Source organism: Paraburkholderia sp. BL23I1N1 (assembly GCF_003610295.1).
Classification (GTDB): Bacteria; Pseudomonadota; Gammaproteobacteria; order Burkholderiales; family Burkholderiaceae; genus Paraburkholderia.
On sequence record NZ_RAPV01000004.1, the window covers coordinates 75,022 to 101,580 of the forward strand.

Here is a 26,559-nt window from a genome sequence, read left to right on the forward strand (position 1 = left end):
CGGCGGGCTGAACAGGTCCTTTGAGAGGAGGGATTGGGCAGAGATTGGTATAAGCGGGAGAAATTTAGGCATATTTTGGAGAGTACAAGGCATAGATCCAGTCTTGAAGACTCACCTCTGATCCCTTCGCATAGAGTTGAGAAATGGGGTATTCCGCCAACATGTTAGCTTTTTCCGTCAGTGGCATTCCGCCATGCAGTAATCTGGATATGATGCACTGCAATCTAAATAGTTTTTTCCCGCGCTGTCACGAATCGTGGAAACTATTGCGACAGACATTTAAATATCCTTTGCTGATCAACGTAAAATCGGTAATTTCGGAGCGTAGTAAATCGGCACATCGTACTGAAATAAACCAATACGATCGTCGTAATTAATTTGGTATGCTTATTTATTGGCTCGGTAAATTAGCCCGACATACGAGGGAGATTCTTATGACGCGATCCTGCCATAGGGCTTTGTGAAAGCGCGTGGGATGAAAAGAGAGGCATCGTCCAGAATTAGCGAAAAACAACACGAGGCGGCTGAACTGAACGTGGCGTGATGTATTAGCGAGTGGGCTGGCGATGGATACGTCGGGTATCAATCATCAAGATAGGCTGGTAATCGCTGCGATCGCGACGGGTTGGTCGACAGCAGCGCGAACTGATACAAGCAATTAAAAATATGACTCAGAATTTGCGCGGACAACGTCTCCGATCGGCACCGCGCGTGCTTGCGCTTGCTGCGGCTTTAGCGTTCTCCGCTTCGGCGGAGGCGACGGACCCTGCACTCAATGCGCTCGGGCAGGCTGGTGGTTTGGTGATTCCCTATGCGTTTGCACTGCCGGAAGAGACGGTGGAGGCGCAGTACAACAACTACATCGATCCGCGCTACGGAAAGCAGGCGACGGGTTCGCAGGTTTACTGGGGCGCTGTGGGTTTGTTGCCCTACGTGGAATTGTCTGCTGGGCTAGCAAACTATCCGGCTATCGTGCACGTTCCGTTTTCGAATGAGGATCGCACTGTTCTTCGTCATCTGATGGCGGACGTTAAAGTAGAAGTGCCGAAGTTCTTCAAGTACCAACCGAGCATTGCGTTCGGTGTGACGGATGTCAGCGGCCAGACACATTTCTTCCGTTCGAAATACGGCGTGGTGTCGCAAGCCTTTGGACCGGTGACGTTGACCGCCGGTTATGGCCAGGGCGATCGCCTCGATGGTTTGTTCGGCGGCGCGCAGGTCTCGCTGTGGAACACGGGTTTGTCGCTGCTTGCAGAAGACGATTCGAAGACGCCCTATGCCGGCGTGCGCTATCAGTCTCCGCGGATTAGCTGGCTAGCCGATGCGAACGTGATTGGTACGTTCATGCGTTCGATTCGCTCGACGGATGGTGTGTCGCCGCGCACGTCGTTCTCAGTGGGCATTCAGATTCCGCTGGGCAAACGCTTTAGCAGTGCGCGTTGTGCAGACGGTTTGTGCGCGGGCCCGCAAGTGCCGGTCGCGCAGACTGCGGACGCCGACGATGACGGTCCGATTCGCCTCGCGAGCCTGCAACCGGTGGACATGCGTGCCGCTACCGCTAACACCAACCCGCTGGCCGCAGCGCCGATTACGTATGTGCCGCCGCTGCAGTCGTATGCGTCTGTGATGTTGAGTGATGTGACGGCGGCCAAATCGTCGGATGCGCAATCACCCACCATTCCGGAAGTGCTGGACACCTCCGCGCTTGACGAAATCGCCGCGCAACTCTTTGCAGCCGGCCTCGAGCGTGTGCGTGTCGGGATGAGCGGTCGCGATCTGGTGGTTGAGTACGAGAACCACCGATACAACCAGAACGAAGCCGACGCGCTCGGCATTGTGCTTGGGGTGGCGAGTGTGAATGCACCGCACGGCACGGACAAGATTCATGTGGTGATCAAGAAGGCCAATGAGCCGTTAGGCGAAGTCATTGTCGATCGCGATGCGTTTGCGCAGTTCGTTGCGGGTGGTGCGCCGACGGCTGCAAGCGCGTCAATGACGATGCGCACGCGTCCGACTTACGACGCGGATTCGATCGCATGGCATGGCAACGAGCACACGCATGGACTGACGCGGATTCAGATCGAACCGATCGTCAGTTACCTGTACGGAACCGAGTACGGCAACTTCGACATTTCGCTCGGCGCCAACATTGAAGGGTTCGTGCCGCTGTGGCGTGGCGCGGAGTTGTACGCCAGTTATATCGCACCGATCTACAACACGAAGAACATGGACGACGGCCGCGTATTCAGCAATTACCGCTTGCGCGGCGGCCTGAATGCAGTCGCGTTGGCACAAAGCTTCTGGATCGTGCCGCAAGTGTTCAACGTGGCATCGGTCGGGAAGTTTGATTACTCGTATGTCGGCGTGCAAAACGAAACAACCGTGTTCGTGCCGGGGCGCCCCGATCTGATTCGCTTGCGGCTTGCCTATTTGCACCATGAGCCGGGCCATGACGAATTGCCGAGTGAGAAGAATGCCGAGTTGACTTACCGCTGGGTGCAGCCGTCCTGGAAGTTGTGGATCGAAGCGGGCGTGGCGCGCTTTGTGGGTGGAGACAAAGGGCCGGTCGCGACACTGACGCGCTGGTTCGACGATGTTTCGGTGAGCGTGCATGGCGAGCATAGCGGGCAGGGCACGTTTGTGGGCGCCGCAATCAGCTTCCCGCTGACGTTGCGTCAGGGGATGAAGCCGGGGATCAGTCAGGTGTACGGCTCTGAAGAGTTTGGGCTTGATTTCCGCACGCGAGTGGGATCGACGAATTATCTGACGACCAATGCGACGGAGAACATGACGTTCCCGTATAGCACACAGCAGTACTTGCTGAATCAGGGCCGTTTTAGCGGTGAGTACTTCTCCACTCAGCTCTACCGGATGCGTGATGCGTATCTGCGTTACGGGCGGCCTGGTAGTGACGAAACAAAGCCGAAGTCGCAAGTGAGTGTGCCTGCTGTATCCACGGGCGCGGCGCTTTCACATGGCGTCTGCGGAAACGGTTTGCAGGGTGTAAGCGACGGACGGGCGATGGTGCCGGTCAATTGTGAATGACTTTCTTTGGAGATAGGCGATGAAGCTTCTAAACGGCGCTATGCAGCGCGCGCTGCAGTTCGGATCGATAGTGCTTGCGACCAGTGCGCTGGTTGCATGCGGTGGCAGCGGGGACTCGCCGGGCGCGACGGTGAGCGGTACGGCTGCGGTGGGCGCAGCGATGGCAAACGCAAGCATTGTCCTGACTTGCAAGAACGGTACGGGGAGTGCAACGGCTAACGCAAACGGCGTGTATTCTGCGACTTTTAAGTTTGACGGACCGTGTGCGATCACTGCGTCGAGCGGCGCCACCGCGCTCCATTCGTTTGCGGTCAGCGCGGGCACTTACAACGTGACGCCCTTGACCGAATTGCTTTTGAGCTATCTGGCCGGGCAGCTCGGAACCACCGTTAGCGGATTGCTGTCGGGAATCTCGAGCAACACAGCGTTTCAGAGTGCGCTGTCCAACAGCACGGTAATCGCGAACGCAGAGGCGGCAGTCGCCCAGTTGATCAAGACCCGGTACGGGATCACGCTTTCGTCATCTTCGTTCTTGACGGTTTCGTTCACGCCAGGGCAGCCCGGCGCGGATGCGGATTTGGACACTTTGCTGACCGCTGGCGCGATTACCGCGAATGGTCAGCCAGCGGCGTCGTTGACAGCCGCTGCGACAGCGGCGGGGGCGGCAGCGCCGATCTCCGGCGGGGGTAACAGCGGTGGAGCAACGGGTGGGACGGGCGGCACCGGTGGCACGGGAACCACAACGAAATAGCTTTCACGCGCGGAAGCAGAGAATCGGGCTGCCGGACCGGTTCAGGTCCTCAACGGAACTGGGCCGGCCGCTCGCTAAAGAACCTTTGTCCAATACGAAATCGCTCTAACAAGCCTGGAGGGTATTTGAGGCTTCGTATCGCGATGGTCTGGATTGGATAACGAGGGTCTTTGCGATTCTGCCGCCAATATCCATGAACGGAACTACAAGGGCTTGAGACGTGAAAGGCAACTATTCGTAGCCGAGCCTATGACTCAGAATGGGCGCGAAAAAGAGTGCTATCGCAGAGCCCGCTGCTTTACCCTCGAGCACCGCGGCCGCAGCAGCGGCCTGCATTCCGTACATGTGCGTGGATAGATCAAATAGCTGAGGTAGGCAGTAGAACGCTGCGATCACAATGCAATAACCTTGCGTGACCGATATGCGCCAGCCTTTCTCGAAAGCGACAGCAGCGGCGACAACGCGCAGAACGCCGAACAATACAAGCGCACCCACAGCAGCCTGTTCGCGGAGCAAATACTCTGGAATAAACTCGCCCATAACTTCCCGTTCACCTGGAACGTTAAACCACCAGAACCATCTGAAATTGAAAGCCGCCAATTCGAACGTTGCCATCGAATGCCGGCCGCTCAGGACAATCAGTCTTCGGAATTCAGAAATGAGTTGACCGGTTTTGATGTTATCGAAACCGTCCCGGGACAATGAAAGCACGGCTGAATGAACCACTATATTGGCCGATATAGTCAAGCGCTACGTTCAGTAAAACGGGCGCGCGTTATCCGTGCGCGGCCCTGCTTTTCAATATCTACGGTCGTGTTGGCCGTGTCTGCTTTGACTGTCAACGCGACTGCGAAGGGACTCATTCGTCTCGGCAGACTGTCACGGGTAGTAATTGGCGAGGGCAATCTGTGGCGTCCGCTTGGATTAGGGGCTGCCGCAGTGCTCCCCGGAATGGGCTGGTGCCGGTGATCCGGCACCTGTGCTTGAGGCCTTCTACAGTGCCACTTCGTTGCGCATCCGATAGTCCGTCGGTGTCGTCGCCAGATATTTTCTGAAGAGTTTCGACAACTGCCCGCCGCTGCTGATACCACAGCGGCGCGCGATCTTGTCGACTGGCAAACGCGATTCAATGAGCATCCGACAACTCATGTTTAATCGTGCACGGAGTAGATAGTCGGAGGGCGTCATGCCGATCTCGCTCTTGAAACGGCGCAGGAAGTTGCGCTCGCTCATCGCCGCGACCTGCGCAGCATCGTCGATCGAGATGGCACGATCGACGTTCGCTTCCAGCCAGCGCGCCGACGCCAGAATCTTCTCGCTGATTTGCGGCGCCGCGCCAAGCGTGACCGACGAGGTGAACGGTGCATTGGATTGGGGCGCGATCGACTCTGCAACCTGCTGCGCCAAATCGGCCCCGAGATCCTCCTCGACGATGCGTAACGCCGTGGATACGGCGCCCGGCGCTTCCGTCAGCGACTTCGCCGGATACAGGCCGTGCGCTTCGTTGCCGCCATAGAGAAGCGGGCAGTAGCGACTGGGCAGCCCGGCCGCTTGCAGCAGCAACAGGCCTTCTGCGATCGGATGCACGATCTCGCTGAACGGATGCCTGCGGCGTAGCCAGTTGCTCAACCGCTCGTCGCGGCACGCCTGCTGTACGCCCGCACCGCCGGCGATGAACAACAGATGTGTCTGGTTCGTGCCTCGGTGCGACTGGACGTCGTCGGTCCAGACAAATACCGATGACGAACTGGCGATGCGCCCGCCCGCGGCGGAAAGCAGCGAGACGTCGTAGCGTGCACTGCCAGATCGCTGCGCGGCGACGAGCGAGTTTGCCTTCTGGAAGATTTCGATGATTGCTGCGACCGTAGGCAGTGCAAATCCGTTGAACAGCGCGATGTCGATGCGAGTCAAAGCGTTCGTTTGCATCGGCGCGGCACTTTGCCGCGAGATGCGCGGCAGAGTATGTACCAAATCCATTTAGTTTTCCCCGGAAATATGTGGTCTGCAAAGTCTTCTCCCCAAGACTCTGTCTTTTTCTTATTGGATCATCCTATACATATGATTCTCTTACCAGTATTTAATGGCCGAATTAGCCAATACATTGGCTGTTGAGGACACTGAGCGGCGAGATAGTTGGTAGCCTTGCTGGGGTTGTGATTTTAACCGGTGAATTGGCAATATTTCATATGCGTAGTGCATATATCACCAAATTGAGACGGAATGTATAGCGGATCTGTTTTATATTTATATGTGGTAGCCAATAATTGTTTGTCAAAATCGCTGAATTGACCATTGCAAGCGAAACATCTCGTAAGTAATTCTATTTGGAGCCATGTCGACCCAACCTGGTGCATTCGCTATATCGCGTCGTAGGCTTTTACAAAACACCACTGCCGACGCCGGTAAAGTAGACGCCTCAGGCCATTCGCGGGGCGACGTCCAGCTGCTTGGTCGTTTCGGACAGAAGTTTTCCGAAAAACGCCTCAAAACGGTGCGACACACGGGAAGATGTAAAATTTTGGTCGGTCGCTCAGAATACGCGCTTGCAAAGGCGCGCCACGCGTGTCGTTGCCCGGCTACGCCGTATGGCAGCGACCGTGTGCCGATTTCGAAGGTACTGCGTCACGATACATCCAGGGATAGGGTGCATCTGCACGTTAACTCAGTGCGATACCTCGCGAGCCGACTCTACTTTGCCGTCACGCCGGAATCTAACGATCAGGGTTCGTGGGACTTGGCGTCGTTCGGGCCGCGGGCTTTGAACGTGCCGATCGCCTTGCGGATTGGTCAATACTCTGGAGCAACACCAGCGGCCGAATGGTGGCTTTTTTGGCGTATGTGGTCTGCTGCCGTTCAGCAGGCGTTCGTTTGCGATGCGGCCGGATTTTCACGAAAGGCGTTTCCCGCCGACTTGCGCACGGGGAACGCTTGTGTCATGTGATGTTTAAGTCGTTTGCCGCACTGGCATCGTTGCGGGCGAGGGTGCGGGGATAAAAAATTTTTAGCAAACGATTGCGCGTGAACCTAAATAAGCTCTGCGCGCGACCGTTAACGGATTCATGCACAAACAAGACATTCAGACAATTGTTTCCGCGGCTCGCGAAACGGCCGATTCGATCGTCGGTGCGCGCGAGTGGAAGACGGCCGAAGATGCCAGCGCGATGCGCGATGTGATCTTTTGGGACATGCTTGCCAAGCGGCTCCCTAACACGAACATTGCTGATCTGCTGTCAATGTTCGATTAGACGACATCGTCGACAGGGCTCAAGCGAGACATCTCCACAGCTTGCGGCACAATTGGCCGCGTGGCTCGCGATTGCGGGCGTACTCGATGTCCGTCGATTAGCGTCCGGCGCTTCACGATGACTACTGGTCGCCAAAACCAACCAGGGAAAATATCTTGACGACTGTTCCTGGTTTCGGTTGACGCCCACCTTGTTGCTGAATGAAGACTTGCATTGCGCGCGCCATCTCTTGACTTGAAAGTTTGCGATAGGCGCAAATGTTGTACGTGACGCCGTGCTCCCGGTCTTTGATGAAATTGTCTATGTTCGGTAACTGCATGCGTTCCTCGAAAGCGTCTTGCGTTTCTCCCGCCGAAACTGATCGTCCATCGCCGTGGACGGCAGTCGCAATCGTTGACTGTCCAGAGTGTGTGCCGATCTGATCATCTCGTTTCCTGAGCGACAGTATCTCTGGTGTTTCGCGAACCTCCACACGAGTAGTTCCCGACGTCATCCATACCGCCTGGTACAGAAGAGGTCCACGAAAAAAAACCTGCCGCCCAAGGGAGCGGCAGGTTAAAAGATCGAGGGGTGGGGTTGCCTCAGAGAAGCCCCCTCGAAAGACCGAAGCGGAGCTTATTCGAACGGAACATGTGGCGGACGCAAGCGGCGGAATTGGTCAACATGTTGACCGAACATGGCATGAGAGCAGACCCGTCCTGAAGAGAGGGGGCCAAATGCTCCCTCCTCAGGGCTAAACGTCGGGGTTCTGTGGCAGAGAGGCGGTCCGTGATGATGTGCGGAACACGTTGAACGGCTGAAAGCTCGATGAGGACATTGAATCCCGCACCGGTCCGAGTGGACAAACGCCTGCGTTATCCCTTCGACGTGCTCCTGACTCGTTTGGCCTATCCGCTGAGCCTGCGGCACCCCGAAGACATGATGACTGAGCGCGGCGTTTCGGTCGATCACGCCCCGAAGGAGGTGCCCTTGGTGGATTCGACGGTGCATCGCTGGGCCATCAAGCTGTTGCCGGCGCTGGAGAAAGCGTTTCGCCGCCGCGAGCGGCCGGTTGGCGAGAGCTGGCGGACGGGCGAGACGTACACTCGCCACGGTTCATTTGTCTTCACGAGCAACGTCGATGGTCATTTCCGGAGAGCCGGTTTCGACTAAGAGCGGTTCGTGCAGTGCCACGGCTCGACCAACTTCCGCAATACGGTGAGCCGTGCGGCGGCGCGATATGGGACTCAGTCGACCTGATGGATGGCGCAGATATAGATACCCTCGCACTTTCCGGGTTGCCGCGCTGCCAACATTGTGGCTGACTCGCGGAATGCGACGTGGTCGGCATCCGTGTCTTGCTAAAGCAGTATCGCCGGTTTTCCGATCAACCGGCAACGATTCTACCCACACAGCACTAAGCCGGGCTGGTTTCAGCCGTGGCTTTCCAGCGAATGACACTGTAATGCTACTCGGGGCCGCAGAACCCATCGCAGGATGGGCCAAAAGATCTGGCTTCAAACCCAATTGAGGGTATCTGAGGTTCTTAGATGGGGCCGACTGTTCCGACGGGAACCAGATTAAATGCTGGTCTTGGTGTGTCGCCACGAAGTATGGGTAGGGTGGTGGGTACGTCGTGGCTCGGGCGTGTGGAATCCAAACCTGGCGGGGCTTTGCGAGCATCTGTTGGAATCGGCTGCCTTCCGCCAGTCAATGCTTCCCGGGCATTCCGGCAAGTTCCGAAAACGTCCTCTAGATCGCTGATTTCAAAGCGGTTTATGGGTAACTATCGACATACAAAAAAGTCCGCACTTTCGTGAGAGCGCTCTAAAAGCGCAAAAAAGGGCGCACCCGACAAAAGGCCGGTTAGCAGCGTGCAGCCGCCCGATGAGGGCGGTAGCTGAGCGTCCGCTATGGCCGAAATGCCGCACTCGGGAAGCTGGCGCCGAGGACCGGACTGCTCCGTTACCCGCCCTCCGAATCGCGAGAAACGCGATCGTCGGCAGAGAGTGGGATTGGCATAGAGCTATCGTTCAGGGAGGAATAGGTGGTTCGTCTGCGCGTCGGTGTCACGCGCAAAACCGTCACGGCCTCGATGACCGTCCTTCAGAAAAACCGAAATGTGCTCCGCCTCAGACTGCTGACGGGCAGACGCAGATCTCCAGTCGACGCCATGCGAACGCGACGCATCGCGGCGTGTCGCTCATAGGCTCATAGGCCCCGCAACGGACCTTTTTCACGGCAGCTTATCGTCGCAGGCGAACGGCTCGGTACAAGGCGCAGCCGCAACGTCCGTCTTTTTTCCGTTTCAGCTATGCGCCAGAGTTAGCGCAGCAGCCCGTGCGTACTCAAGGCGTCCGATGCTTGTGATGCAACTAACGGTCAAGCGCTCACGGCCTCTCGCTGAGCTTCGCCGCAACCCCGTCTGGCAGAAGGATGTAACCTGCCTTGCCCGCCTTGATCAGTAGCGCCTGAAATCGTCAGGTGTCAGTTCGACGCGTGCGCCCGGGTGCGCGAGCTGCTTGCGTTCAGCGATCGCGCGGATGCGGCTGTATCCGTCGCGAAAGGTCCTGAGGATCCGGAGGTCGTCGGCCTTGTCTTCGAGCCAGAAGTGGGCCTCGAGTGCTGTCGTCGTGATGATGCATTCGACGAGGGTCTGCCCTCTGACGAGGCGGAATGACACGCCTTGCCGGTTTGCCAGAATCTGCGGCTCGAATTCAGGTTTTTCCATGGCTGGTTTCAGGGCGTTGTCGTTTGCGCGCGTAAAGCGGCATGCGTATCGTTCTGATGAGGTTGGCGATTGCCGGTGGCATCAGGATACAGGCTGCGGGGCATCGCGAAGCGCGCAGGCGGGCATAACGGACGGCTGTTGACAGGCGCGTCCGTGACACGAGCGGTTACTCTCACCGCCGGATGGTAAAAGCCTCGCCGATCTGTCGCGCGCGCTTCACTTCGTCGCTGTGCAGGTAAATCGAGGTCGTGGAGACAGAAGCGTGCCGCAGGTTGTCGCGCACCGTGGTGAGTTCGGCGCCGTGCCCCAGCGCGTAGGTGGCGTGGGTGTGCCGCATCCAGTGCAGGCTCGCGCGGCGCAGCTTCTCAGCGAGCGGCGGGTGATCGGCCTCGATGGCATTGGCGGCAAGGACGAGAAAGCGCTCGAGCACGGTCCACAGCCGCACACTGCTGATGGCCGCGTCACTGTCCGCTTCCAGGCTGCCGATGACCGGTGTGTGCGGCCGCCAGCGCGCCGTAGTAGTCGGCAACTGGCGCCCGGCCAGATAGCGGGCCAGTGCGTCCCACGCGAGCGGCGGCAGCGCCACCCGCGCCATCTTGCCGCCTTTGCCGGTGACGCGCAGCCAGTGCTCGCCGCGTGCGTCCGTCTCGACGTGGCCGAGCGTCGCGCCGACCAGCTCACTCGCGCGCAAACCTGTCGCAAAGCCGAAATCGAGCAGGAACCGCAAGCGCTGCGCGGCCGGAACCGTCCAGCCGTGAGACCATTCCAGCCCGTCGGCCATTGTACGAACCAGTGCCCATTCTCCGTCGGTAAAGGCACGCGACGCGTCGAGCGCCGCTGCCGTCTTGCCGCCGCGCACCTTGATGCCCGCAAACGGATTGGCCAGTACGTAGCGCTGTTCGACCAGCCAGCGGAACAGGGCGCCGAGAATCGACAGCGCGTGCGCGACCGACCGCGCCGACAGGGTGCCGTTAAACGGCCGCCAGTCCGGTGACGTGCGCGGGCGCACCGGGCCGATCCAGCGTCCCCGCGGCGCCGGATGGCGCAGGAACGTCCGGTACGCGATCGCGTCCTCGGTCGTGAGCGACGACAGCGCGCGGCCGCGCTCGACGATGGCCCAGAGGATCAGCCGCTCGGCTTCCTTGCGGTAAGTCCGCTGCGTGGCAGGCGACTCATGCAGGGACAGCCACGTCTGCACGGCCTCGTAGTCGTTGGACGCGTCGAGCGTGCAGGTGGCTGCTGGTGCGCGGAACGTGCCGGCGGAGCCGTCGACCTCGTGCGGCAGCTTGAGGGTTTCCCACGGCACGACGTCGCCGCGCCGGCTCGCGGCCACCAGCGCCCGCGCCCGATCCGTGAGCGCGGGCCGGGCGGCGAAGAACGACTCGATCGCACGGGCGCTCGCCATGCCGAGTCCCGGCACGGCCTTCCACCATTGGCGCCGGCGCGGAATGCGCACCGTGAGATCGGCGAGTGTCCTGATGCCGTGTGCATGCAGCACGCGCACCACGCGCGGGGAAAACCACTGCGCGACGTCGTCGGCGGTCTGGGGTTCCGGAGGGCGCGCTGTGCGCAGCACATCGATCGCCTGCGCCACGCCTTTCGCGTGCTGCTCACGTCCCGCTATCGGATGAGTGAGGCGTGCGACGAGATCGTCGCGATGGGCCGCGCGCGCAATGTCCAGCAGTTTGCTCCGGATGCGCCCGAGCATGCCGCGCGCCGATTTCCCGCCACCGAGTGCGGAGGGCAGGTAACGCGCCACGGCCTGCCGCACAGACATCCCGGCGTACCACGCGCGCAGCACGGCAAGCTCGTCGGCACCGGGAAAACCGGACTCGGAAGATTCAACGTCAGCAGCAGGCGCGGAGGGCAGGGCGAGGCGTGTTTTCATAGGCCCAAGTTTAGCCTGAAAACAGACACCTTTAGATAAGAAAACTTATCTTTATAGCCGGATTTTGCGATGCGTTTTTTGCAAACGCATCTTCACGGATTGGTGTGCGGACACCCTTGTGAGCGATGGGGCATGTGCGCATCGACATAGCGTCGGCAACTCTTCTTGTCCGACGCCGGGATGAGGCCGCGCAGGGTTCACCATTTTCCCGTCGATGCGGTGCGCTGCCGTGCAGCGATCTGCGCTAATCGAAGCAATCATCCTGCAAGTATTCATAGTGAAATGCGCAATCTCATCCGGAACGGCAGGCAGCAGCGGCGACCGACTTTCGTAGCCGCGCCAGCAATTAATGGACACGATCAGTACGCTCACGCAGGCCATTAGCGGAATTAGCAAACTTCAACTGCACGACCCGTGTGGTTCTGAACTGTGGAAGATGGCTCCGCATGCCGCTGGGTGAGTGAGAGAGCTCACAGTCCTGAACGTGACCGCCTAACGGCGAGTATCCGCTTCATAAGCGTTTCCTATCGTGCAAGAGCGAAGCCATCTTTGTGTGCATCGCAGGGGCGATATACCGGGCGACAGGATGTTCATCAGCCCGTAGCCATTTCCTTGGCGGTTTGCTTCAATTGTGCGACGAACTGATTCACGATTAACGAGTGCGGCCGGCCCGGTGCGAATAGAAAGCGAGGCTCCACTGGCACCGCTGGCGAGAGTTTCCGAGAAATCAGATCGGGAAAAGACCGACTCATCAGCGCGAAAGGATCCACTAGCGCTACAGCGTTAGCCTCTCTCACTAGCGCGCAGAGCACGGGCGTACTATTTGAGACGAACACGCTGGCAAAGCTTCGACCCTGCGCGCGAAAAGCCTCGCGCAGGCGCCAACCAGTGAGCGTGTCCTCGCCAAACGTAGCTAGCATCTCATTATCGAGCAGGCGCGGTGTGATCGTCTTACGTGACGCGAGCGGGTGCCCGGCGCGCATCACGCAGCGCAACTCTGCGCTACAAAACTCTTCCACTTCGAGCGTGCCGGAAGGTGCGGCCACGTCGAGGATGCCGAAATCCGCCTGATTGTTGTTCACGTATTCGACGACATGTCGCGTAGGCAACGCGCGAATATCAAACTCAACATACGGATGCGTGTTGCGGAACTCGCCAACAGCGCGCGCCACGATAGTGGTGGCCAGCATCGACACCGTGGCCACACGTATCGATCCACGCTGACCTTGCTGGATTTCGCGTGCCGTTTCGGCGATGGATTGAACGCTGCCAAAGAGCCGTTCGATCTCGGGCAGGATGGCCTCGGCTTCGGGCGTGCAGACGAGCCGCCCCTTCACGCGCAGAAAGAGTGTGAGGCCGATTTCTTCTTCCAGTATGCGCAATGTCTTGGTGACAGCAGGCTGCGACACATAGAGAAGACGCGCCGCTGCCGACACGCTGCCCGCCTTCACTACTGCGCGGAAAATCTCGAGATGGCGCACTTTGAGCATCGTGGACGCTTGGAAAGTATAACTTTCTGGAAGGAATAAGCTTATCAGAATGTATTGGTTTTCATAATCTTGACACTTTACACTGCGTTTCAGTGGTATGAGGAAGCACGCAATTCACTCATCATTCAAGGAGCTTTGCTGTGAGCATTCCCGACGCATCGGTGTGGCGCGCCCGCGCCCAGGAGATTCGGCCAGAGGGCCGGGCGTTCATCGACGGACGCTATGTGAGCGCGCTGTCGGGCAAGACCTTCGAGACTCTCAATCCCGCCACGGGCCGCGTAATCGCAGAAGTGGCCGAGTGCGGACAGGAGGACGTGGATCTTGCTGTTGCAAGTGCCCGAAAGGCGTTTGAGTCTGGCGTATGGTCGCGTCGCGCACCGGCCGAGCGCAAGGCCGTGATGCTGCGTTTCGCGCAACTCATGCTGGAGCATCGCGAGGAACTGGCGCTGCTCGAATCGCTCGATGTCGGCAAACCCATCGCCAGCGCCTATAACGGCGACATCGTTAGCTCTGCCACATGCATTCAGTGGTATGGCGAGGCTATCGACAAGCTTTATGGCGAGACCGCGCCCGCCGCGCCGGATATGACAACCGTGATCGTGCGCGAACCGCTCGGCGTGGTGGCGGCCGTGGTGCCCTGGAACTATCCGCTTTCCATGGCGAGCTGGAAGCTCGGTCCCGCGCTGGCGGCAGGCAATTCCGTCGTGCTCAAGCCCGCCGAACAGTCGCCGCTCAGCGCGATCCGCATTGCCGCGCTTGCAACAGAGGCTGGCTTGCCGCCCGGCGTGCTCAATGTATTGCCGGGCTATGGCGAGACCGCCGGTCGTGCGCTCGGGCTGCACATGGACGTGGACGCGGTCGGTTTCACCGGCTCCACGGCCGTTGGCAAACTTTTCATGCAGTACTCAGGGCAATCGAATATCAAGCGCGTGGGGCTCGAATGCGGTGGCAAGAGCCCGCATATCGTCCTTGACGATTGCCCCGATCTCGACGCCGCCGCCCGCGCCGTGGCGGCCGGCATCTTCGCCAATAGCGGCCAGGTGTGCAACGCTGGCTCGCGGCTCATCGTGCAGGCGGCGGTGCGTGACGAACTGCTGGAGAAAGTCGCAGCGATTGCGCGAGAACTCGTGCCGGGCGATCCACTCGATCCCGCGACGAAGATGGGTGCGATCGTCAGCCAGACGCAGCACGACACGGTGATGTCCTTTATCGACGCGGGACGTGCGGACGGCGCGCGGGTCATCGCGGGCGGACGTGCCGCGCGGCCTGAATCGGGCGGCTATTTCATCGAGCCTACCGTGTTCGACCAGGTGAGCAACGACATGCGTATCGCACGTGAGGAGATTTTCGGCCCGGTGTTGTCGGCGATTACGGTCGGGACGCCTGAAGAGGCGGTGCGGGTCGCCAACGATACGATTTATGGCCTGGCCGCCGCCGTGTGGACCTCGAACGTGGCGCGCGCACAGCAGGTGTCGCGGCAATTGAAAGCGGGTGTAGTGTGGGTCAACTGCTTTGATCGCGGCACGATGTCCTCGCCATTCGGCGGCTTCAAACAATCCGGTTTCGGCCGCGACAAGTCGATGCACGCCTTCGACAAATACATGGACTGGAAGGCGATCTGGATCGCCGGATGACGCACTGCCCCGATCACGCATGGAGACCAACATGAAAACGCCTACTTCTCGCAGTCCGATCAACAACCTCAAGACCGACGCCGCAGCCGATTCCCCGTCGCGCCCGCGTCGTGCATTTCTGCAGCAGGCGGGCGCGTTGGCGGGTGCCGCGCTGCTTGGCGCGCCGGCTATCGTGCGCGCGCAATCGAAGAGCATTAGCGTGACGTGCTGGGGCGGCGCATACGAGGCGGCGGTGCGGGCCGCGTTCGCTGAGCCCTTCACGAAGGAAACGGGCATCGCGGTCAATCTCGTCAATAGCGCCGACCTCGCGCGCATGAAAGTGCAGGTGGACTCGAAGAATGTTTCGTGGGACGTGTTCGACAGCATCGGTCCGCAGATCGTCGCCGGCTCGCGTCAAGGCATGTGGGAAAAGCTCGATCCGGCTATCGTCAAGTCCGATGGTCTCGTCACGAAAACGGGCGCGGACTTCGTAGGTACGTATTCGTACGCAGGTGGTATCGGCTACGACCCGAAGCGCGGCGGTGGCAAACATCCCAGTACGTATGCCGAGTTCTGGGACGTGAAGGCGTTTCCCGGCCGCCGTGGTTTGCGCCCGCGAGTGAGCGAAAACCTGGAGATGGCGCTGCTGGCGGATGGCGTCGCGCCGGGCAAACTCTATCCGCTCGACGTGGAACGCGCGTTCAAGGCGATGGACCGCATCAAGCCTTCCGTGCGCAAATGGATCGAGACGACGCCGGAAACGGTCACGCTCATCGCGAGCAACGAGCTCGATTTCACCTACACGTATCTGAGCCGCGTGCTGCCGGCGCAACGCGCGGGTACGTCGATCCAGATGTCGATGAAGCAGACGCTCAACAGCCTCGAATATCTGGCGGTGCCGAAGTACGGCAAGAACACGCAGGCGGCGATGCAGTACGTGGCGTTCTGTCTGCGTCCCGACCGGCAGGCGGCGTTCTGTGAAATGGTGGAATTCGCGCCGAATGCCGTGCAAGCCTTGCCGCTCGTTTCCGCCGCCGCGAAGGCGCGCATGCCGGATATGCACGATCCCAACAGCATCATCATCAACGACACATGGTGGGGCGATCACTACGATGCACTCCAGAACCGCTTCACGACATGGATGCTGACGTAAAAGAACCCGGAGCGCGCGATGAATTACACGCTGAACCTGAAGGCCGTGGTCGTGATGTTGCTGCCGCTTTACGGCCTGCTGGCGGTGTTCTTTCTCTGGCCGCTGGGCGTGGTGGGGTGGTCGAGTATCTACGAGCACGCGTTCACGCTGCGCGGCTACGAGCAGGTGCTCACCAATCCGCTGATTCGTCGCGTGCTCGGCAATACCATGAGCATCAGCGTGCTCGCCACGGCCACGAGTCTCGTGCTCGGCTACATCATTGCGCTGCATCTGGCGCGAATGCCAATGTCGAAACGCGCCCCGTATCTCGTGATGGTGATGTTGCCGTTCTGGACCAGCATTCTCGTCAAAAGCTACGCGTTTACCGTGATTCTGGGCAGCGCGGGCATTATCGCGAAGCTGGCGGGCTGGCTGAGCGGCGATGCGTGGCATCCGGATCTGATTTTTAATCGTACCAGCGTGGTGATCGGCATGACCAATTATCTGCTGCCGTTCATGGTGCTGCCGATTCTCACGAGCCTCACCACGCAGAACCGTAATCTCAAGTTTGCCGCCGAGTTGATGGGCGCGGGCCCGTTCATGATTTTCGCGCGCATCACATTGCCACTTTCCATGCCCGGTGTGATCGCGGGCGTGCTGATGTGTTTCACGCTCTCGATGGGTATGTACATCACTCCAGCGTTGCTCGGCGGTCCGCGCGACATGATGCTCGCGAACCTGATCGATTTCTACACGCGCCAGACGCTCGACTGGACGCTCGCGGCTTCGATCGCGATGATGCTGCTGGTCCTCTCTGGCGTGCTCATCGCCATGCTGGGCCGTGTGCAGCAGGGCAAGGAGGTGCTCGCATGATGGACACCGCAACCCGCGTGGGCAACGACTTCGTGAAGCCCGCACCCAGACGCCACGACTGGCACGCAGCGATGCGCGTACTCGGTGCGGTCGGTGGCTGGTGCGGCTATCTGTTCCTGCTGCTGCCGAGCCTCGTGATCGTGCCGATTTCGTTCGGTGGTGGCACCGAACTGAGCTTTCCGCCCAAAACGTTTTCTTTCGCGCTGTTCCAGCAATTTCTCGCCGATCCGGCGTGGCGGGGCGCATGCGTCACCAGCGTGACGGTGGCCTTGCTGGCGTCGGCCATTTCGATCACGGTGGGCGTGCCCGGTGCCTATGCACTTGCGCGCGGTCGTTTTCCCGGCAAACGCGTGTTCGAAACGTTCGCCATCACACCGTTGCTCGTGCCGGTCGTCGTGCTCGGACTCGGCGTCTACAAGCAGTTCTCCATGTTGGCGCTGGTCAACACCATCTGGGGTCTCGCGCTCGCGCACGCCGTGCTGGTGGTGCCGTTCGTGATCATCGCGGTGGGCTCGGGGTTGCGTCATGCGGATGTGTCGCTCGAAGCTGTCGCGCTCGTCATGGGGGCGAGCCGCCTGCGTATTTTCTTTCAGGTAGTGCTGCCGCAGATTCGCGCTTCGGTAGCAGTGAGCGTGCTCTTTGCGTTCCTGCTCTCGTTCGACGAAGTGGTGGTCGCCTATTTCATCTCCGGGCCGCAAACCACGACGCTGCCGGTCAAGATGTATAGCGCGATCCGCTGGGAAGTGTCGCCGGTGCTCGCAGCCGTGTCCACGCTGCTCACCGTCATCTCGCTTCTGGTGTGTCTCGGCATCATGGCATTGCAACGACGCGACGCCTCCGCCGAATGACATTCGACCATAACAAAACATAGCGAACGCGACGAACATGGCGAACCACTACGACGCAGTGATCATTGGTGCGGGACATAATGGGCTCGTGTGCGGCGCTTATCTGGCGCGCAAGGGCTTCAAGGTCTGTCTGCTGGAGCGGCGCGAACTCGTGGGCGGCGCGGCCGTGAGCGAGGCCTTATGGCCGGGATACCGCGTTTCCACAGCGTCTTACACAATGGCGCTGCTGCAACCGCGCATCATCCAGGAACTGGAGCTGGCGAAGTACGGCTACGAGATCATAGTCCCACCGCCCATGCTGCATCTTTACGGGCAGGGACGCAGCCTCGCATTTCGCGCGGACGGCGAGCAACTGCGTGCGGACATTGCCCGCTTCAGCAAGGCCGATGCGGACTCATATGGCCGATATCGGGCGTATATGGCACGACTTGGCAAAGTGGTGTCCGAGATGCTGTGGGAAGTTCCGCCCGATCCCTCCGATAGCGGCCTTGGCGCGCGCAGCCGGCTGCTCGGCTTCGCCTGGCGTTTTCGCGACATCGGCGAGCAGTTCTACGACCTCTACGACGTCCTCACGCTGAGCGCACGCGATTTTCTGGCGCGCTGGTTCGAGTCTGACGAGATGATTACCGCAATGGGTTTCTACGCGTCGTGCGGCGGCGCCGCGACGAGCATCTGTTCGCCCGGTTCGGCTTATGTTCTGCTGCGCGGCTTCATTCGCGATCACAGCACCAATGCGGGGCCGGCGGGCTTCGTGCGCGGCGGCATGGGCTCGATCTCTGAAGCGATCGCCGCATCCGGCAAGGCGCATGGCATGGAAGTGCGCTGCGATGCGCCGGTTGCCTCGGTCATCGTTAAAGGCGAGCGCGCAACCGGCGTGCGGCTTGCTTCGGGCGAAGAGATCGAAGCGGGTTGCGTGATTTCGAATGTGGCCACCAAGGTGCTGTTTCAGCAGCTCGTGAGTGCGGAGAATGTATCGCCCGAATTTCTCTCGAGAGTTGCGCAGATACGCGACCGCTCCACGGCCTTCAAGGTCAACCTCGCGCTCAAGCGGTTACCCACATTCAAGGACTTCGACGCGCAAACAGCAGGGTTTGCGTATCCGGCGCAAGTGCGTATCGGACCTTCGGTGGAATATCTCGAACGCGCATGGGACGCCGCGAAATACGGCGAAATCTCGCCGCGGCCACCGCTCGTCGTGTTGAGTCCGAGCGCGGTGGACCCGAGCGTGACGCCAGAAGGCAAGCACCTGATGAGCATTTTTGGCCAGCATGCGCCTTACGCGCTGCGCGAGGGCTCGTGGGATACGCAGCGTGAGCATCTGTACGACATCGTGCTCGACACGCTTTCTGCGTACGTGCCCGACATACGCGATTGCATCGACGATGCACAGGTGCTTTCGCCTGCTGACCTCGAACGGATTTTCGCGCTGCCCGGTGGCCACGTGCATCACGGCGAATTGAGCGCCGACCAGATTTTCTTCAGGCGTCCCGTGCAAGGCGCGGCGGACTATCGCACGCCAATCAAGGGGCTTTATCAATGTGGCGCATCGGTGCATCCGGGCGGCGGTGTAACGGGTGTGCCGGGACACAACGCGGCGACAATGGTGATGCGCGGCGAGCGGCATTGATCGGACAGATCAAGGATTGCATGATGAACATGATCGAACTGAAACAGGTCTCACGGCGCTACGGCGCAGTGGAAGCACTCGCGCCACTCGACTTCAGCGTGAAGCAGGGCGAGTTCGTTACCCTGCTCGGGCCGAGCGGTTCGGGCAAGACCACGCTGCTGAACCTGATTGCGGGCATGGTTAGCCCGTCGTCGGGGCAGATATTCGTGCGTGGGGTCGACATCACGAATGCGCCGCCCAGCTCGCGCGGCCTCGGTATGGTCTTTCAGAACTATGCGCTGATGCCGCATATGACAGTGTTCGACAACATTGCGTTTCCGCTGCACGTTCGCAAGATGCCGAAGGAGGAGATTCGCCGCAAGGTGAAAGACGTGCTGGACATGGTGCGATTGCCCGACATCGCGGCGCGCAAGCCGAAGGAACTCTCGGGCGGCCAGCAGCAGCGCGTATCGCTCGCGCGTTGCATCGTGTACAACCCCGCGCTGATTCTGCTGGATGAGCCGCTCGGCGCACTCGACAAGAAGTTGCGCGAGCAGATGCAGCTCGAAATCCGCCGCCTGCACGCGCAACTGGGCATCACGATGCTGAACGTCACGCACGATCAGGACGAGGCGCTGTCAATGTCGGATCGCATCGTTCTGATGAATCAGGGCCGCATTGAGCAGGTCGCGACGCCGGACGAACTCTATCGCTCGCCACGCACAGCGTTTGCGGCGAGTTTCATCGGCGCGGCCAATCTGATTTCCGGCACCGTGCAGGACAACGCGGGCGAGCATACGGTTGTGTCCACGCCGCTCGGCTTGCTGCCCGCCACGATGAGGTCTGGTGCGGTGTCGCGTGGTGCAGCCGTGAAGCTGCTGGTGCGTCCGGAAAGCGTACGCATGACATGCGCTCTTCATTCGCCGGATGTGGATACCGCGAGCGGATTGCGCCACGCAGGCATGCTGGAAGATTCGATCACGCTCGGCAGCGTGGTGCGTCATCACGTGCGTTTGGCGTGCGATATGCAGATCGTTGTGCAGCAGCAGGGCAACCGGCGGCAGATCACGCAGGAACGCGGTGCGCCGGTTCTGCTTGACTGGCTGCCCGAGGATTGCCAGATCATCTTGCAGGACTGAGCCACGCAAAACGCGCGCCTTGCCGCGCGAAGCTTCGATATTTCTGGGGAACAGTATGAAGACACAGTCGCCGACCGTGGAGGACGAACTCGCTCGTCGAAAAGGTCAGGAGCAACTCGCATTGCCTGAATCGCTTGGGGAGTTCGTGCACGAGCAGGCCGCCCTTCACGGCGACAGGATCGCGGCGGTGTGGTTCGACCGCGGCATCAGCATGACGTATGCGCAGATCGACCGCGCGGCTTCGCAACTGGCTGACTCGCTCGTGAGGCGCGGCATTCGCAAGGGTTGCCACGTTGCGCTGATGCTGAAGAATGCGCCTGAGTTTCCGATTACGTGGATTGCGCTTGGTCGGATCGGCGCCGTGATGGTGCCGGTGAATACGGCCTATACACCGGATGAAATGACGTTCGTGCTCACTGACGCGGACGCTCAATACCTCGTGATCGACGCTGAATTCCTGCCGCGCATTGCCGAAGCGCCCGCATTGCCGAGTTTGCTCTCGTGGGAGCGCGTGATCGTGTGTGGAGAGAGCGAACATCCGCTTAACTGGCAAACGCTACTCGATGCCGGCAGCGCGGATTTTATGGCGTCGAGCGCGATTTCCCGCCACGATCTGCTGAATCTGCAGTACACATCAGGCACCACTGGTTTTCCGAAAGGCTGCATGCTGAGCCACGACTACTGGATGATTCATTGCCACGGTGCGGCGCGGCATCGGCGTGGGCCGGACGCGGGAATCGAGAATGTGCTGATCTGGGCGCCATTCTTTTACATGGACCCGATGTGGCAGTTTCTCATGACGATGAAACTCGGCGGCACCGCGTACATTGCGGAGCGCATGAGTCTCACGCGCTTTATGTCGTGGCTGGTCGACTATCGCATTCACTACTGCATCTTTCCCGAGCCTGCGCTGAGCCAGCATCCACGCAGCGCGCGCGATGCGGACGTGTGCCTGAAGTACATCAGCATCTACGGTTGGACCAGACCCGCACGAGAAGAAGTTCAGGCGCGCTTTAACGTGATTGCGCGTGAAGGCTTCGGCATGACCGAAGTGGGCACGGGCGCGCTCGTGCCGGCATGGGCGCATGACGAGGCACTGGAGCGCACCTGTGGTCTGCCCGCACCGTTTCGCGAGCTACAGATCCGGCGAGAGGACGGCAGCCTCGCCGAGGTCGATGAAACTGGCGAATTGTGGATTCGCGGTCGCGGCATTCTATGGGGTTATTACAAACGCCCCGAAGCCAACGCCGAGAGCTTCGACGGTGACTGGTTTCGCACAGGCGATCTGTTCAGGCGCGACGAGCAAGGCTTCTATTTCATCGTCGGACGCATCAAGGAGATGATCAAGCGCGCGGGCGAGAATGTTTCGGCAACCGAAGTGGAGACCGTTCTGCGTAGCATGGACGCGATCGACGAAGCAGCCGTGGTGGCCGTGCCCGATCCGCTGCGGCGTGAAGAGGTGAAGGCTTATCTGAAGTTGCGCGATGGGCTTGCGCTGGGAGATTTGCCGCCCGAAGTGGTATTCGAGCATTGCGCGCGGCATCTCGCGCCGTTCAAGGTGCCGCGCTATCTGCAATATATCGAGGGCGATTTCCCACGCACGCCTTCGCGAAAGATTGCAAAGAAGCGATTGATCGCCGAAACGGCAGACCCATTCGCGGGGACTTTCGATCGCCAGGAATCGCGCTGGCGCTGACGCCTTGTTTGCTGGAGTTTCTCATGTTCGTGGATTTTTCGAGTCGTCCGCCCTCTCTCCAGTTCGACGGACCTGCCAGTCATCTGGCGAACTATCGGCGTGTTTATGAAGGCACGGAACGCCAGGTGGCCGATTTGGGCAGTGATGATCCGCTAACCGACTATCTTGCCACTTACGAGCGCCTGAACGCGCGTCACGTTGTGCTGAAAGCGCGCGATCTGACCAGCACGTTTGGCGTAAAAATCTCGAATGAGGACGTGGCTGCGTTTTGCCGAACGCACGGCGAGCGATACATCGGCTTTGCGGGCGTCGACCCGCACAAGGGCGCCGCGGCGGTTGTGGAGTTCGAAGCGGCGGTGCGTGATCTCGGTTTGCGCGGTCTGAACGTCCAAGGTTTCGAACACAGGCTGCCGATCGACGACCCGTTGCTATTTCCGCTCTATCGCAAGTGTGTGGAGCTGAACGTACCGGCGAATATTCATTGCGGCACCAATTTTTCCACGCATACGTCGATGATGTTGGGCCATCCCGCCGCGCTCGACCGCGTGATGATGGACCTGCCCGATCTGCGGGTGTGCGCGTCGCCGCCGGGCTGGCCGTGGGTGCAGGAACTGCTCGCGGTGGCATGGCGGCATTCGAACGTCTGGATCGGCACGCTGGCGGTCCGTCCAAAACTGCTGGCCACCGCGCATTCGGGATACGAACCGCTTCTGCAATACGGCAGAACGGTGTTGAAAAAGCGCATGATTTTCGGTTCCGCTTTTCCGATGATGTCGATTGAAAACGCATTGAGTGAATTCGACGCGCTCTCATTGCCGGACGCAGTGCGCGACGACTGGTGCGGCAACAATGCACTCGCGTTCCTGGGACTATGACTGCCGCTTCTCAAGGTACTTCAGGGATCTCTGTGCTGCGTACCCCAGACGGCAACTTTTGATGGACGGGTGTATTTGTGGCTTTCGGGCGCTTATCTCTCACGTAACGCAATACACGCGCATGTCGCCCGTAACGTTACGCGGTGAACGAAGCGGCGCCGTCGGCGCGCTATCGTTGTTGTTTGAGCAGTATCCGATGCTTGCGGCGTGGCTGGTCGTGCAAATCAGGCCGCGCCGCGTCAGCCTGCATCAGATCCCTTGCGATGACGGTCTTCGCATCTGCCTGCGTGGCTTGCGTGCGCTCCCCGAAAGATTCCTGCAGGAGTGTCGGCAACCGGGCCTGACGGCTGCGGACTATCCGTTCAACACAACGGGCCGCGCCATCCGGTCGCTGTCCTCACGCGTAAAGGCGGAACTGTTGCGTGGCTTCAGCACGGTAGCGCAAGCTGCCGGTGCCTCCCACCTGAGGGAATCGAACTTGAGACTGGGCGGTTTCAAGAGTGAAGCGCAACAGTGGGCTAATGAATGGAAGCTGAGGTTATCGACGCGGTTGCGAGCATACGTTCGAAGACCTCGAATGGTGAATGAAATGCATGGGTAGCGCGAGGTCGGCTGTTGAGGCTACGGTTCCCGGCGCCTGTGGCGTGGGATGTCACGGACTAGCGCTCGCGTCGACCTCAGCGAGAGCAGGAAGTCCGCCTGCTTCAGGTTATTACCCGACGACCATCCAGTCACCTGGTGCGATCAGGCTTTGCAGAACATCGACGATGCGCTCGGTGGGCAGGATCACGCCATCGGCTATCGAAGCAACTTGCGCAAGCCACCGAGGGTTTTTTCCGCACGACGCGTGGCCCGGCGGGACTGCGATGGACGTAGCTGGACATGTGTACTTCTGCTCAAGACGTGAGGCGAGTCTAAGAAGGGAGGTAAACCGGTTCAATCACCTTTGCGACGTATTCGTTGCCCAAGGCTAACGATCCTACGTGCATTGCGCGATAAGCCAGGCGGGGCGGGGCTGTCGGGCCGTCTGCTATCCGGGGGTCTCCCTCGTATCGCGGACGGATGCGTCGGGGATGTGACGAGGCCCGGCAGCGACGGTGTATGTCAGTACACGGCGGGACCAGCGTCAAGCAGCGGATTGCGCACCCCAACTGCTATTGGTAGCGGCGGCGTAGTCCATCAGCGTATCGAGCACCTCCTTCGCCGCGTGGCTGAGTTCATAATTGTCAGCCGTCACGATGTACTCAGATAGTCGGGTACGCACGCTGATAGCGAGCGGTCTGACGAGGCGCCCGTCTTCGATCATTTCCGTGCAGCCGTAGGACCAGGCGAGCGCGACACCTTTTCCGGCACACGCCGCGCGGTAAGCCAGATCGAAATTGCTGACACGGATCGAGCTGTGATGATCGCGCGGCTCGACGCCCGCCAGTTCGAACCAGTCGTCCCAGCAGTTGCATATCGACAGACCGGCTTCAACGTCGATCAGCACTTCGTTCTGTAAATCGCATGCGCTCTGGATGGAGTGTTGCTCAAGGTAAGACGGGCTGCAGACCGGAAAAATTTCTTCATCGAACAGCTTGTATTTGACGAGACCGGGCCAGTGGCCGTCTCCATAGTGGATAGCGAGATCGACGGCCTCACGGCGCGGATCGACCGGCTGATCGCTGGCGAGTACGCGGATATCGACTTCCGGATGGCGTTCGCGGAACCGGATGATGGCCGGCATCAGCCAGAAGCTCGACATCGCCACGCTCGCAGCGATCGTCACGCTGGTCGATTCGAGATTCTCGATGATGGCCACCGCGCGGCGAATCGACATCAGGCTTTGCGCGATTGCTTGTTGAAAGACCATGCCGGCTTTGGTCAGCTCGATTTCGCGGTGCCGCCGATTGAAAAGCAGAACGCCAATCCTTTCTTCCAGCATCTGAATCTGCCGGCTCACCGCACCTTGCGACAGGTTTAGTTCTTCGGCCGCGCGCGTGAAGCTCAGGAGCCGCGCCGAGGCTTCGAACGCGCCAACTGCGTTGAGGGGAGGCAGACGTTTCCTCGGCTTGATCATCGTGCTTCCCTGTGAGAACGGCGGCGTTTGCGGGCGTTCCGCGTCCTGTCGGTCACGCTTTGTTCAGAATGCTGTCATGAAAAAACGTTAGTCAAAAAACAATCTGCTTGGAATCCGGGTAAATCCTCACTAGGCCGCCGGGTCAGCGTTTACATTTGTTTCACCGTCAGTGCAAACATTGTCGCGCGCGCCGCTCTCGCATGCAAAAACGCATGTCTGGCATCAGTAAAAATGGCTTGTCCCGTCAAAATTGGAGTCCTCTAATGAAACCAAGCCCTGAGAGGGCCGTCGCTGCCGCATACCTCAGGGTGCACATGGGATTTTCTGGAAACATCAGGATGGGACATGTTCGACCATAAAAAACTCGATGCTTTGCTGGCGGCCTATACGCCGGGACGCCCTCTTGAGCAGGCGTTTTACAAGGACGCAGAACTATTCGAGGCGGACCTCGCACTCATCTGGCAGCGAAAGTGGCTGTTTGCCGGCTTGAGCTGCGAGATCAGGCAGACCGGCGAGTGGTTCACGGTGCAGATTGGCGAGACGTCGGTTATCGTCGTGCGGGATCGTGCAGGTGCCGTGCGCGCCTTCTTTAACACCTGCCGTCATCGAGGCTCGCGCATCTGTGCGGGTGAGAAGGGCAAGTCAGGCGCATTCGCCTGCCCGTACCATCAATGGACCTATGGCCTCGATGGCAAGCTGATGTTCGCGCGCAACATGGGCGAGTCGTTTGACCTGTCGACCTTCTCCCTGAAGCCGGTTGCATGCGAGGTCGTAGCGGGCTATGTGTTTATCTGCCTGTCCAGTACGCCCGACGATTTCAGCGGCTTTCGCCGCCGCGTTGAACCGTACCTCGCGCCGCACGGCATCGAAGATGCGAAGATCGCCTACGAATCCACAATTGTCGAGAAAGGCAACTGGAAACTTGTACTCGAAAATAATCGCGAGTGCTACCACTGCAGCGCCAATCATCCGGAATTGCTGCGCACGATTTCCGAGTTCGATGGTCCGACCGATCCGCGCTATGGCGGCGAGTTTGCGGCGAAGAGCGAACGCGACGAAGCGCGCTGGAGGCAGGTCGGCCTGCCGTATGCACCCGTCGAAGAAGAACCGGTGTATCGGATGGTGCGAGCCGCGCTGGAGCGGGGCGTGTCTTTCACGATGACGGGCGAGGCGGCCTGCAGCAAGGTCATGGGGATGCTTCCCGAGCGGGACGTCGGCGCGTTGCGTCTGTTGCGTTTTCCCAATACGTGGAATCATGCGCTGGGTGATCACGCGCTGGCATTCCGTCTCTTGCCGCTCGGCCCTCGCGAGACACAAGTCACGACAAAATGGATCGTGCACAAGGACGCGGTCGAAGGCGTCGACTACGACCTCGACACGCTGACCGAAGTCTGGAAAGCGACCAACGCACAGGACCAGCGACTGGTCGAAACGAATCAGCTCGGCATCAATTCAATTGGCTACGAGCCAGGAGTCTATTCGGAACAGGTGGAGTCCGGCGTCATGGCATTCGTGGACTGGTACATGGATGCACTCAGAGAAGGCCTCGCGCAGATGCCGAGGACCGTGCCGCTCAAGGTGTGTTGACA

At 59.8% G+C, this 26,559-nt stretch carries 19 protein-coding genes and 1 pseudogene; 13 read left to right on the plus strand and 7 right to left on the minus strand.

The features are described from left to right. The first annotated feature begins 666 nt into the window (after positions 1 to 666). Together B0G76_RS41540 and B0G76_RS41545 are read left to right on the plus strand one after the other, a co-directional pair. Positions 667 to 3,045: a YjbH domain-containing protein gene (locus B0G76_RS41540; protein WP_120298518.1), complete on the plus strand. Its 2,379-nt coding sequence runs from the start codon at positions 667 to 669 to the stop codon at positions 3,043 to 3,045. 19 nt (positions 3,046 to 3,064) lie between these two features. Continuing rightward, positions 3,065 to 3,796: a carboxypeptidase regulatory-like domain-containing protein gene (locus tag B0G76_RS41545; RefSeq protein WP_120298519.1), complete on the plus strand. Its 732-nt coding sequence runs from the start codon at positions 3,065 to 3,067 to the stop codon at positions 3,794 to 3,796. A 231-nt stretch (positions 3,797 to 4,027) separates the two neighbouring features. Here the strand turns inward: B0G76_RS41545 and B0G76_RS41550 are convergent, their stop codons facing one another. Together B0G76_RS41550 and B0G76_RS41555 are read right to left on the minus strand one after the other, a co-directional pair. Continuing rightward, on the minus strand, positions 4,028 to 4,336 hold the full coding sequence (locus B0G76_RS41550) for a hypothetical protein (RefSeq protein ID WP_120298652.1): 309 nt from the start codon (positions 4,334 to 4,336) through the stop codon (positions 4,028 to 4,030). 453 nt (positions 4,337 to 4,789) lie between these two features. Then, a complete protein-coding gene (locus B0G76_RS41555; RefSeq protein ID WP_120298520.1) occupies positions 4,790 to 5,773 on the minus strand; it encodes a GlxA family transcriptional regulator in 984 nt (327 codons plus the stop codon). 1,082 nt (positions 5,774 to 6,855) lie between these two features. Between B0G76_RS41555 and B0G76_RS41560 the strand changes: the two genes are divergently transcribed. Beyond that, on the plus strand, positions 6,856 to 7,041 hold the full coding sequence (locus B0G76_RS41560; protein ID WP_120298521.1) for a hypothetical protein: 186 nt from the start codon (positions 6,856 to 6,858) through the stop codon (positions 7,039 to 7,041). Positions 7,042 to 7,162: 121 nt separating this feature from the next. On the opposite strand, the gene B0G76_RS44485 is transcribed toward B0G76_RS41560, so the two are convergent. Then, a complete protein-coding gene (locus B0G76_RS44485; RefSeq protein WP_259460998.1) occupies positions 7,163 to 7,534 on the minus strand; it encodes a hypothetical protein in 372 nt (123 codons plus the stop codon). A 314-nt stretch (positions 7,535 to 7,848) separates the two neighbouring features. Between B0G76_RS44485 and B0G76_RS41570 the strand changes: the two are divergent. Then, a pseudogene (locus B0G76_RS41570) lies at positions 7,849 to 8,130 on the plus strand (IS6 family transposase); the annotation flags it as partial. Positions 8,131 to 9,481: 1,351 nt separating this feature from the next. Here the strand turns inward: B0G76_RS41570 and B0G76_RS41575 are convergent. The 3 genes from B0G76_RS41575 to B0G76_RS41585 all read right to left on the minus strand — a co-directional run bounded on the left by B0G76_RS41575 (position 9,482) and on the right by B0G76_RS41585 (position 13,129). Next, a complete protein-coding gene (locus tag B0G76_RS41575; RefSeq protein ID WP_120298522.1) occupies positions 9,482 to 9,751 on the minus strand; it encodes a DUF1488 family protein in 270 nt (89 codons plus the stop codon). 172 nt (positions 9,752 to 9,923) lie between these two features. Then, on the minus strand, positions 9,924 to 11,639 hold the full coding sequence (locus B0G76_RS41580) for a phage integrase family protein (RefSeq protein ID WP_120298523.1): 1,716 nt from the start codon (positions 11,637 to 11,639) through the stop codon (positions 9,924 to 9,926). 593 nt (positions 11,640 to 12,232) lie between these two features. Further along, a complete protein-coding gene (locus B0G76_RS41585) occupies positions 12,233 to 13,129 on the minus strand; it encodes a LysR family transcriptional regulator (protein WP_120298524.1) in 897 nt (298 codons plus the stop codon). A 140-nt stretch (positions 13,130 to 13,269) separates the two neighbouring features. On the opposite strand from B0G76_RS41585, the gene B0G76_RS41590 reads away from it, so the two are divergent. The 8 genes from B0G76_RS41590 to B0G76_RS41625 are packed head-to-tail and all read left to right on the plus strand — an operon-like array spanning position 13,270 to position 22,911. After that, positions 13,270 to 14,763, plus strand: coding sequence for an aldehyde dehydrogenase (locus B0G76_RS41590; RefSeq protein WP_220700829.1), 1,494 nt, complete (start codon positions 13,270 to 13,272; stop codon positions 14,761 to 14,763). 31 nt (positions 14,764 to 14,794) lie between these two features. Further along, entirely contained in the window at positions 14,795 to 15,895 is a 1,101-nt protein-coding gene (locus B0G76_RS41595) for an ABC transporter substrate-binding protein (protein ID WP_259460999.1), read from the plus strand. A gap of 18 nt (positions 15,896 to 15,913) precedes the next feature. Beyond that, positions 15,914 to 16,747, plus strand: coding sequence for an ABC transporter permease (locus B0G76_RS41600; protein ID WP_120298526.1), 834 nt, complete (start codon positions 15,914 to 15,916; stop codon positions 16,745 to 16,747). Further along, positions 16,744 to 17,595: an ABC transporter permease gene (locus B0G76_RS41605; RefSeq protein ID WP_120298527.1), complete on the plus strand. Its 852-nt coding sequence runs from the start codon at positions 16,744 to 16,746 to the stop codon at positions 17,593 to 17,595. The genes B0G76_RS41600 and B0G76_RS41605 overlap by 4 nt, the downstream gene beginning before the upstream one ends. A gap of 37 nt (positions 17,596 to 17,632) precedes the next feature. Next, on the plus strand, positions 17,633 to 19,222 hold the full coding sequence (locus B0G76_RS41610; protein ID WP_120298528.1) for an NAD(P)/FAD-dependent oxidoreductase: 1,590 nt from the start codon (positions 17,633 to 17,635) through the stop codon (positions 19,220 to 19,222). A gap of 20 nt (positions 19,223 to 19,242) precedes the next feature. Then, on the plus strand, positions 19,243 to 20,340 hold the full coding sequence (locus B0G76_RS41615) for an ABC transporter ATP-binding protein (RefSeq protein ID WP_259461000.1): 1,098 nt from the start codon (positions 19,243 to 19,245) through the stop codon (positions 20,338 to 20,340). Positions 20,341 to 20,395: 55 nt separating this feature from the next. Continuing rightward, positions 20,396 to 22,036 carry a class I adenylate-forming enzyme family protein gene (locus B0G76_RS41620; RefSeq protein WP_120298529.1) on the plus strand — a complete coding sequence of 547 codons (1,641 nt, stop codon included), beginning with the start codon at positions 20,396 to 20,398 and terminating at the stop codon, positions 22,034 to 22,036. Between the two features lie 23 nt (positions 22,037 to 22,059). Then, positions 22,060 to 22,911, plus strand: a complete 852-nt coding sequence (locus B0G76_RS41625) for an amidohydrolase family protein (RefSeq protein WP_120298530.1) — start codon at positions 22,060 to 22,062, stop codon at positions 22,909 to 22,911. Positions 22,912 to 24,037: 1,126 nt separating this feature from the next. On the opposite strand, the gene B0G76_RS41640 is transcribed toward B0G76_RS41625, so the two are convergent. Next, on the minus strand, positions 24,038 to 24,970 hold the full coding sequence (locus B0G76_RS41640) for a LysR substrate-binding domain-containing protein (RefSeq protein ID WP_120298531.1): 933 nt from the start codon (positions 24,968 to 24,970) through the stop codon (positions 24,038 to 24,040). Positions 24,971 to 25,315: 345 nt separating this feature from the next. Between B0G76_RS41640 and B0G76_RS41645 the strand changes: the two genes are divergently transcribed. Then, positions 25,316 to 26,557, plus strand: coding sequence for an aromatic ring-hydroxylating dioxygenase subunit alpha (locus B0G76_RS41645; RefSeq protein ID WP_120298532.1), 1,242 nt, complete (start codon positions 25,316 to 25,318; stop codon positions 26,555 to 26,557). Positions 26,558 to 26,559 lie beyond the last annotated feature (2 nt).

Bases quoted from the DNA above. Each gene is read 5' to 3' on its own strand.
- B0G76_RS41625 (WP_120298530.1), top strand. From the start codon at position 22,060: ATGTTCGTGGATTTTTCGAGTCGTCCGCCCTCTCTCCAGTTCGACGGA.
- B0G76_RS41575 (WP_120298522.1), bottom strand. From the start codon at position 9,751: ATGGAAAAACCTGAATTCGAGCCGCAGATTCTGGCAAACCGGCAAGGC.
- B0G76_RS41605 (WP_120298527.1), top strand. From the start codon at position 16,744: ATGATGGACACCGCAACCCGCGTGGGCAACGACTTCGTGAAGCCCGCA.
- B0G76_RS41585 (WP_120298524.1), bottom strand. From the start codon at position 13,129: ATGCTCAAAGTGCGCCATCTCGAGATTTTCCGCGCAGTAGTGAAGGCG.
- B0G76_RS41610 (WP_120298528.1), top strand. From the start codon at position 17,633: ATGGCGAACCACTACGACGCAGTGATCATTGGTGCGGGACATAATGGG.
- B0G76_RS41595 (WP_259460999.1), top strand. From the start codon at position 14,795: ATGAAAACGCCTACTTCTCGCAGTCCGATCAACAACCTCAAGACCGAC.
- B0G76_RS41550 (WP_120298652.1), bottom strand. From the start codon at position 4,336: ATGGGCGAGTTTATTCCAGAGTATTTGCTCCGCGAACAGGCTGCTGTG.
- B0G76_RS41545 (WP_120298519.1), top strand. From the start codon at position 3,065: ATGAAGCTTCTAAACGGCGCTATGCAGCGCGCGCTGCAGTTCGGATCG.
- B0G76_RS41615 (WP_259461000.1), top strand. From the start codon at position 19,243: ATGATGAACATGATCGAACTGAAACAGGTCTCACGGCGCTACGGCGCA.
- B0G76_RS41540 (WP_120298518.1), top strand. From the start codon at position 667: ATGACTCAGAATTTGCGCGGACAACGTCTCCGATCGGCACCGCGCGTG.
- B0G76_RS44485 (WP_259460998.1), bottom strand. From the start codon at position 7,534: ATGACGTCGGGAACTACTCGTGTGGAGGTTCGCGAAACACCAGAGATA.
- B0G76_RS41580 (WP_120298523.1), bottom strand. From the start codon at position 11,639: ATGAAAACACGCCTCGCCCTGCCCTCCGCGCCTGCTGCTGACGTTGAA.
- B0G76_RS41640 (WP_120298531.1), bottom strand. From the start codon at position 24,970: ATGATCAAGCCGAGGAAACGTCTGCCTCCCCTCAACGCAGTTGGCGCG.
- B0G76_RS41560 (WP_120298521.1), top strand. From the start codon at position 6,856: ATGCACAAACAAGACATTCAGACAATTGTTTCCGCGGCTCGCGAAACG.
- B0G76_RS41600 (WP_120298526.1), top strand. From the start codon at position 15,914: ATGAATTACACGCTGAACCTGAAGGCCGTGGTCGTGATGTTGCTGCCG.
- B0G76_RS41555 (WP_120298520.1), bottom strand. From the start codon at position 5,773: ATGGATTTGGTACATACTCTGCCGCGCATCTCGCGGCAAAGTGCCGCG.
- B0G76_RS41645 (WP_120298532.1), top strand. From the start codon at position 25,316: ATGTTCGACCATAAAAAACTCGATGCTTTGCTGGCGGCCTATACGCCG.
- B0G76_RS41620 (WP_120298529.1), top strand. From the start codon at position 20,396: ATGAAGACACAGTCGCCGACCGTGGAGGACGAACTCGCTCGTCGAAAA.